Below are 4,279 nucleotides of genomic sequence, written 5' to 3' on the forward strand. Positions count from 1 at the left end.
GGCGTTCGTACTCGCCTTCGAGCACGTTGGGGTTGGTCTTGCCGGTGCGGGCGGCCTGGTCATCGAAGAAGGCGCGCTGGCGCATGGCTTGTTCCTGGGCGCGGCGACGAATTTTGCCGACCAGCAGGCGGCGGGTGAAGGGGAACAGGCAGAGCACGCCGAAGATGTCGCTGATGAAGCCTGGCAGCAGCAGCAGGCCGCCACCGACGGCAATCAGCAGGCCTTCGAGCATTTCCTGCTCGGGCAGTTCGCCGCGTGCGAGTTTTTCGCGGGCGCGCCAGGCGGTGGCGACTCCGGCGACGCGCAGCAGCACGCTGCCGAGGATGGCAGTGCCAATCACCAGCAACAGCGTGGGCAGCACGCCAATGGCGCTGCCAACCTTGATCAGCAGAGCCAACTCGATGATGGGAAAGAGTAGAAAGAGGAACAGAAACGCGCGCATGGGTCGAAGAGTCCTTGGCGGAAGACAGGCTTCCCGTAGGGGTTAAGTATGGCGTTTCGCGCTTAATTCAAGCTGAAGACTCGCCATTGACCGGCCAGCTCTCGGCTCTGGCCAGTTGCACCAGCGCCTGGCGCACGGCGCCGGGATTGCTGCAGGTTACAGGAAAGGGCAGCCAGTACAGGCTCTGGCCGATGCGTAGATGAAAGCCTTCACTGTCGACACCGACCATCTGCGCCGGTTCGTGCTGCGGCAGGCCGGCCAGTTCGACGTAATGGGCGATGGCCTTGGCGTGATCTTCATTCATGTGCTCGACCATGCTCGCTTCACTACCGTCTGTCGCAAAGGGGTTGGCCAGGGCCACCTGGTCGAGCCAGTGAATGGCGCCGAAGCCGCCGATGAAACGCCAGCGCACCGGCTCCAGCCGCCAGAAATCGAAATCATGCGCCCGGTGGTAGTCGCGCGACTGGGGGAAAAAGCGGTAATAACGCTGGGCGGCCGCTTCGATTTCGTTCTCGTCATGCAACTGTCGTGCTTCGGCGAGCAGAGTGAGGCGACCGACCGCCTGCACATCCTCTGCGCCACGCTCGCCAACCAACAGCGAACATTTGGCGTTCTGCCCGAGGTTATGGGTGTGCTGGGCGATGCGGCTGATCAGGATCAGCGGCCGGCCCTCGGCGTCCAGGCAGTAGGGCACCACCGATCCGAACGGGAAGCCCGGCATGGCCTTGGAGTGGGTGCTGAGCACGCCACGGTATTCCTTGAGCAGCAATTCTCGTGCATGCTTGCCGGCTTTAACGCTCACCTATATGGCTCCTCGCAAAGAATCCGTAGGAACCTGTTCACTGTCAGCTGCGCGTCGGCGCTACTGCGTTAAAAACAGGCTGGAACGCCAGCCCGGTCGGAATGCTCATTTACAACTCGTAAAGTCGTGCGCGACTCCGAGCGTTCCTCGCCTGTTTTTGCCTTGTATCGCTCTAGCTCGCAAGACCGTGAACAGATTCCTAATAAACGGACAGACGTCCTAGCATAGCGCTTAGCGGGCATCAGCGGGGTCGGTAAATGCTGCACCTTGAGGGGGATAAAGCGATGCAACTGAAAGACAAAGTCATCATCATCACTGGCGGTTGCCAGGGGCTGGGTCGCGCCATGGGTGAGTACCTGGCGGCCAAGGGCGCCAAGCTGGCGCTGGTCGATCTGAACCAGGAAAAACTCGACGAAACCGTGGCTGCCTGCAAGGCCGCTGGTGGTGACGCCCGTGCCTACCTGTGCAACGTCGCCGATGAAGAGCAGGTGACCCATATGGTTGCCCAGGTGGCCGATGACTTCGGCGCCATCAACGGCCTGGTCAACAATGCTGGCATCCTGCGTGATGGCCTGACCGTCCGCGTGAAAGATGGCGAGATGACCAAGATGAGCCTGGCGCAGTGGCAGGCGGTGATCGACGTCAACCTGACCGGCGTGTTCCTCTGCACCCGTGAAGTGGCGGCGAAGATGATCGAGCTGAAGAACGAGGGCGCGATCGTCAACATCTCCTCCATTTCCCGCGCGGGCAATATGGGGCAGGCCAACTACTCCGCCGCCAAGGCCGGCGTGGCTGCCGATACCGTGGTCTGGGCCAAGGAGCTGGCGCGTTACGGCATTCGCGTCGCGGGCGTGGCGCCGGGCTTCATCGAAACCGAGATGACCGCCAGCATGAGGCCGGAAGCGCTGGAGAAAATGACCTCGGGCATTCCGCTCAAGCGCATGGGCAAGCCGGCCGAGATCGCCCATTCGGTGGCCTACATTCTGGAAAACGACTACTACACCGGTCGCATTCTGGAGCTGGACGGCGGCCTGCGTCTGTAATCCGCCAGGCCTGAACGAAAAACGCCTCGACTGGTTCGGGGCGTTTTTGTTTCTGTCAGTGCACACCCTGCGAGCGGCGGCCTGGACTTGGACTTTAGGGTGCGCCGTGCGCACCGCTGGGCTTAGTGCGTGCGTGCGACGGCGAAACGGCTCAATTCGACCAGCGCGTCGCGGTATTCACCGGCCGGCAGCACGTCCAGGCAGGCAATGGCGCGTTCGGCGTAGTCGCGGGCGAGTTGCGCGGTGTACTCCAGAGAGCCAGCGGCATCCACGGCGGCGCGGATGCTTTCCAGGTCTTCGATACCGCCTTTCTGAATCGCGCGGCGTACCAGCGCGGCCTGTTCCTCGGTGCCTTCACGCATGGTGTAGATCAGCGGCAGGGTCGGTTTGCCTTCGGCCAGGTCGTCACCGACGTTCTTGCCCAGTTCGGCCGCGTCGCCCTTGTAGTCGAGCAGGTCGTCGACCAGCTGGAAGGCGATACCCAGATGGTCGCCGAAGGTACGCAGGGCTTCGCGCTGCGCCTCGTTGGCGCCGGCCAGGGCAGCGGCGCTGTGAGTCGAGGCTTCGAACAGCATCGCCGTCTTGCCGCGGATGACTTCCATATAGGTATCTTCCGTGGTGCTGGCGTCGCGCACTTTGGACAGTTGCAGCACTTCACCTTCGGCGATCACACGGGTGGCGTGGGAGAGAATCTTCATCACCGGCATGGAGCCGAGCGCGACCATCATTTCGAACGAGCGTGAGTAAAGGAAGTCGCCCACCAGCACGCTCGGTGCGTTGCCCCACTGTGCATTGGCGGTGCTGCGGCCACGGCGCATGTCGGACATGTCGACCACGTCGTCATGCAGCAGGGTGGCGGTGTGCAGAAATTCGATGGTGGCGGCCAGCAGGCGCAGGTCATCGGCCTGGTAACCCAATGCACGCCCGCTGAGCAGTACCAGCAATGGGCGCAGGCGCTTGCCGCCAGCGGAGATGATATAGTCGCCGATCTTTTCCACCAGCGGCACGCGGGAAACCACCTGTTGGCGAATGATGCCATCGACGGCGGTGAAATCGTCCGCTACCACGCGGTAGAAAGCCTGGGGTTGCATCGGCGACTGGTGCTCCTGTGAGGTTGCGCGGCATGCTAGGTGGCGGGGTGGGGGCTGTCAAGGCGAGCACTTGCGGCCCTTGCGCGGCGTTCGGCGCTTGCGTACAATCGCGCACCCTGAACTTCCCCCTGGGCATTTCCCTGCCTTACGCAATTGCAAGGGTGTCACTTCCGGCCCCAAGCAGCCATGCCAGCCAATAACGACTTTTCTAAAGCGCTGGGTGAGCAGGATCAACGGAGATTTACCATGTACGCAGTAATTGTTACTGGTGGCAAGCAATACAAAGTCACCGAAGGCGAATTCCTCAAGATCGAGAAGCTCGAAGTCGCCACTGGCGAAGCCGTGACTTTCGATCGCGTTCTGCTGATCGGCAACGGCGACGACGTTAAAATCGGCGCTCCGGTCGTAGACGGCGCTAAAGTGGTTGCCGAAGTCGTGTCGCAAGGCCGTCACGATAAAGTGCGCATCATCAAGTTCCGCCGTCGTAAGCACCACATGAAGCGTCAGGGCCACCGTCAGTGGTTCACTGAGATCAAAATCACCGGTATCCAGGCCTGATTCGTCGGCCCCGATCCTTTATAGGAGTATTGACTCATGGCACACAAAAAAGCTGGCGGTTCTACCCGTAACGGCCGCGATTCCGAAAGTAAACGCCTTGGCGTGAAAATGTACGGTGGTCAGGTCATCAAGGCCGGTAACATCATCGTTCGTCAGCGCGGCACCGAGTTCCACCCGGGTTTCGGCGTGGGCATGGGCAAGGATCACACCCTCTTCGCTAAAGTCGAAGGCGTGGTCAAGTTCGAAGTGAAAGGCGCTTTCGGCCGTCGCTACGTGAGCGTCGTTCAGGCCTAATCGCCTACGCGCTGGAAAAGCCCTGTCCGTAGGACGGGGCTTTTTTGTT

Annotated in this window: 6 protein-coding genes; 3 read left to right on the forward strand and 3 right to left on the reverse strand. The window is 61.3% G+C overall.

The features are described 5' to 3' along the window. Together N5J71_RS22065 and N5J71_RS22070 are read right to left on the reverse strand one after the other, a co-directional pair. Positions 1 to 442, reverse strand: a 442-nt coding sequence (locus N5J71_RS22065; RefSeq protein ID WP_279917652.1) for an FxsA family protein, incomplete at its 3' end; no start/stop codon positions are given. 67 nt (positions 443 to 509) lie between these two features. Beyond that, complete coding sequence (locus tag N5J71_RS22070) at positions 510 to 1,244, reverse strand: HugZ family pyridoxamine 5'-phosphate oxidase (RefSeq protein WP_279917653.1); 735 nt, start codon at positions 1,242 to 1,244, stop codon at positions 510 to 512. A gap of 284 nt (positions 1,245 to 1,528) precedes the next feature. Between N5J71_RS22070 and N5J71_RS22075 the strand changes: the two genes are divergently transcribed. Beyond that, positions 1,529 to 2,287, forward strand: coding sequence for an SDR family oxidoreductase (locus N5J71_RS22075; RefSeq protein WP_084340233.1), 759 nt, complete (start codon positions 1,529 to 1,531; stop codon positions 2,285 to 2,287). A 122-nt stretch (positions 2,288 to 2,409) separates the two neighbouring features. Here the strand turns inward: N5J71_RS22075 and N5J71_RS22080 are convergent, their stop codons facing one another. Further along, positions 2,410 to 3,378 (reverse strand): polyprenyl synthetase family protein, encoded by a 969-nt coding sequence (locus N5J71_RS22080; protein WP_128579755.1) that lies wholly within the window; start codon positions 3,376 to 3,378, stop codon positions 2,410 to 2,412. A gap of 246 nt (positions 3,379 to 3,624) precedes the next feature. On the opposite strand from N5J71_RS22080, the gene rplU reads away from it, so the two are divergent. Together rplU and rpmA are read left to right on the forward strand one after the other, a co-directional pair. Next, the gene (rplU, locus tag N5J71_RS22085; protein WP_021445340.1) at positions 3,625 to 3,936 is read left to right on the forward strand and encodes a 50S ribosomal protein L21; all 312 of its coding nucleotides are present in this window, start codon (positions 3,625 to 3,627) and stop codon (positions 3,934 to 3,936) included. A 36-nt stretch (positions 3,937 to 3,972) separates the two neighbouring features. Continuing rightward, entirely contained in the window at positions 3,973 to 4,230 is a 258-nt protein-coding gene (gene rpmA, locus N5J71_RS22090; protein WP_061240940.1) for a 50S ribosomal protein L27, read from the forward strand. The last annotated feature ends 49 nt before the right edge of the window (positions 4,231 to 4,279 follow it).

It is taken from the genome of Ectopseudomonas oleovorans (genome assembly GCF_029845265.1).
GTDB classification, from domain to species: Bacteria; Pseudomonadota; Gammaproteobacteria; order Pseudomonadales; family Pseudomonadaceae; genus Aquipseudomonas; species Aquipseudomonas oleovorans.